We start from the raw sequence: 3,305 nt of genomic DNA, 5'->3' as shown, positions 1-3,305 counted from the left end.
CCCGGGCCGTGGTTTTGGGCCAGCATGTGCTGCGGCCTCCACCGCCGGCCCGGCCGCCCTGGTGCTGGTCCGTCACCTGCTCGGGGACCTGTAGGGGGCTTGGAAAAAACTTCACCCGGCCATCGCCGGTGGACGCGATTTCGCGTCTGCCGGTGGTGGCCGGGTTCGTGGTTAAGCGTGGTTCCCGGGGGCTTTGCGGCCCGGTTCTTTGGCTGCCCGGTTAGCTGACGTTGAACATGCTGGTGGTGCGCGCGATCTTCGCGCCCGAACCGTTGTTCTGGCCCCACAGGGTCACCCGGTATTCGCCGGGGGAGAGCGCCAGCTCGCGGCTGAGCGCCCCGTCCTCATCCAGCTCGGTGGCCTTCACCCGTTGGGCCTCGTCCACCGGCTGCCAGTCCCCGGCCGTGTTCTTGCGCTCCACCCGGTAGTACAGCCCGTCGCTGAAGGCGACGGATCGGGCGTTGAGCTTGACCTTCCCGGCGGCGAACTGGCTGGAGTTCTGCGGTCGATGATCCAGATCGGGGCCATGAAGCTGGAGTTGCGTTCGTATTCGCTCTCCAGGCGGTAGTCGTCGAACACGGTGGCGTTCGCGGCCCCGTCCACCAGCAGGCGCAGCTTCGGCGGCTGGCTGCCGTTCAGTACCCCGGCGTTGGCGGCCGCGGCGGTGGCGGTGAACACCAGCTGCTGGATGCTGCGCTGGGCCAGGCCCTCATCCAGGTGGGCGCCAAAGACCTTCTTCGGCAGGTCCAGGGTGATCACGTTCTCGGAGCTGATCGACACCCCGATGTCGGTGCTGGGCTTCAGGTAGGTGAACCACCCGTCCTTGGCCGGCTTGTCGTTGAGCATGTAGCTGATGGCGTCGGTGACCGGGTCCCCGCTGGCCTTGGCCCGCGCGTACTCGCGGTACAGGTAGACCCCGTCATTATCGGCCTGCAGCCAGTAGACCGGGATCAGTTCCTTGTCCGAGGGGGTTTCCACCGAGCCCGAGGCGCTGGGCAGGTCCTGGTGAGCGCTGTTCGAGGTGTCGGGCATGCGGTGTTCCTCGTTGCCGGTGCTCGCCCCACAGCCCACGGCGACGGCCAGGCCAAGGGCCAGGGCCGCCGCTGTTGCGCGCCGCGAAAACTTTCTTAGAGGCAATCAATACACCTATCCACATGGTCCACCTGTGACGTGGAACTCACCAGTAACATTTGTAGCTGACGGTTCAACACAATGCCATACCCAACTGGCTAAAGGGCGAAAAACCGTACAGGATAGCGATCTGTAACCAAATCTATACCTTCAGCATCCAAAGTGAGGGGTAGATTTGGGGATTTATCCCACGGCACATGCCCCAAAACAGCCTTCGCTCGCTAGACTGGAAGGTGCAACATTTTCTCGTTTACGCCTAAGGGGCCCACAACACCGTATGCAGGTAGAAAAAGATCGGATGCCATCCGAAGCCGAACGCGCATCCCTGACCGTCACCTTCGACAATCCCGAGCATATGATCTCCACTCTGGGACCCAATGACGAGCTGCTGCGGATCCTGACCGGAGCCTACCCGTCACTGGAACTGCGCCCCGCCGATTCCCGGCTGACCCTGCTGGGTGAACCCGGCCAGGTGCGCCGCGCCCAGCGGGTGCTGGAGGAGGCCCGGCAGCTGGCCGGCCGCGGCTCGCGCATGAGCGTGGAGACCATCGAACAGATCATCAAGATGGTCTCGGGCAACGGGGAGCAGTCCGCCTCCAATGTGCTGGGGTTGAAGATCCTCTCCGGGCGCGGCAAGTCGATCCGCCCCAAGACGGTGAACCAGAAGTCCTACGTGGACGCGATCGACGACTCCACCATCACCTTCGGCATCGGCCCGGCCGGCACCGGCAAGACGTTCCTGGCCATGGCCAAGGCGGTCGCCGCGCTGCAGGACAAGCAGGTCAACCGGATCATCCTCACCCGCCCGGCCGTGGAGGCCGGGGAGAAGCTGGGCTTTTTGCCCGGCACCCTGTCCGAGAAGATCGACCCGTACCTGCGTCCGCTCTACGATGCGCTGCACGACATGGTGGACCCCGAGTCGATCCCGCGACTGCTGGAGGCCGGCACCATTGAGGTCGCCCCGCTGGCGTACATGCGCGGACGCACCCTGAACGACGCGTTCGTGATCCTGGACGAGGCGCAGAACACCACCGCGGAGCAGATGAAGATGTTCCTCACCCGCCTGGGCTTCGGCTCGAAGATGGTGGTCACCGGGACATCACCCAGGTGGACCTGCCGGGCAACGCGGTCTCCGGGCTGCGCCTGGTCACCGAGGTCCTCAAGGACATCGACGACATCAGCATCTGCCGCCTGGACGCCACCGACGTGGTGCGCCACCGGCTGATCTCCGACATCGTCTCGGCCTACGACCGCTGGGACGCCGCCCAGCGCCAGCCGCATCGTGAACGGCGTGGCAAGTGAACCCCGCCCACCGATTTAGCCTCCAGGAACCAGTGAGCAGCAATAGATGAGCATCGAAGTCAATAACGAAACCGAAGCGCAGGTCGACCTGCAGGCCGTGGAGAAGCTGGCACGCTTTGTGCTGGAGACCATGTACCTGCACCCCAGCACCGAGGTCTCGGTGGTGTTCGTCGACGAGGAGGCCATGAGCCAGCTGCACGTGGAGTGGATGGACCTGGAAGGGCCCACCGACGTGATGAGCTTCCCGATGGACGAGCTGCGTCCGGGCAGCGCCAACACCCCGGCCGAGAGCGGGATCCTGGGAGATGTGGTGATCTGCCCGGCCGTGGCCGCCGAACAGGCCGCCGCCGGCGGGCACAGCGTCCAGGACGAGGTGCTGCTGCTGACCACGCACGGCCTGCTGCACCTGATGGGCTTCGACCACGACGAGGAGGCCGAACGCGCCGAGATGTTCGGCCTGCAGCGCAAGCTGCTGGAATCCTTCCTGGGCCGCCCTGCCCCGAAGGAGACCGTGGAGTAGCCGGTGAGCACCGTTTTAGTGATCGCTGCCCTGATCTTCCTCGCCTGCGCGGCGGTTCTCACGGCAGCGGATTCGGCCTTTTATGCCCTCTCCCGCCACACGGCGGAAAAACTGCGCAACGACTCGAACTCCAAGGCGCTGACCCGGATCCTGGACGACAGCGAATCCCACGCCCAGTCCATCCGCTTCTGGCGGATGTGGTTCGAAACCGCCTCCGCGGTGGCCATCGCGCTGGTTTTCTCCCGCTTTATCCACAACATCTGGCTGGCCGGGCTGCTGGCCACCATCACCATGGCGGGACTGGGCTTCGTGCTGGTCTCGGTCTCCCCGCGGCGCTACGGGCGGGCGAACG

The 3,305-nt window shown here is 65.1% G+C and carries 4 protein-coding genes and 1 pseudogene; 3 read left to right on the top strand and 2 right to left on the bottom strand.

The window, feature by feature from the left end:
• Nucleotides 1-220: 220 nt before the first annotated feature.
• A complete protein-coding gene (locus JCM19049_RS20070; RefSeq protein ID WP_279402928.1) occupies nt 221-385 on the bottom strand; it encodes a hypothetical protein in 165 nt (54 codons plus the stop codon).
• The gene (locus JCM19049_RS10215; RefSeq protein ID WP_054821530.1) at nt 364-1,071 is read right to left on the bottom strand and encodes a GerMN domain-containing protein; all 708 of its coding nucleotides are present in this window, start codon (nt 1,069-1,071) and stop codon (nt 364-366) included. Before JCM19049_RS10215 ends, JCM19049_RS20070 begins: the two co-directional genes overlap by 22 nt.
• 337 nt (nt 1,072-1,408) lie before the next feature.
• On the opposite strand from JCM19049_RS10215, the pseudogene JCM19049_RS10210 reads away from it, so the two are divergent.
• From JCM19049_RS10210 to JCM19049_RS10200, 3 genes and pseudogenes are all read left to right on the top strand, one after another.
• Nucleotides 1,409-2,433, top strand: a pseudogene (locus JCM19049_RS10210) (PhoH family protein).
• Between the two features lie 46 nt (nt 2,434-2,479).
• The gene (gene ybeY, locus JCM19049_RS10205) at nt 2,480-2,953 is read left to right on the top strand and encodes an rRNA maturation RNase YbeY (protein ID WP_054821529.1); all 474 of its coding nucleotides are present in this window, start codon (nt 2,480-2,482) and stop codon (nt 2,951-2,953) included.
• A 3-nt stretch (nt 2,954-2,956) separates the two neighbouring features.
• Nucleotides 2,957-3,305: CNNM domain-containing protein (locus JCM19049_RS10200; protein ID WP_279402927.1), on the top strand; the 349-nt coding region annotated here is incomplete at its 3' end.

Source organism: Arthrobacter sp. JCM 19049, assembly GCF_001310435.1.
The sequence above is the reverse complement of the archived record's forward strand: the minus strand, read 5'-3'. Positions and strand labels throughout refer to the sequence as shown.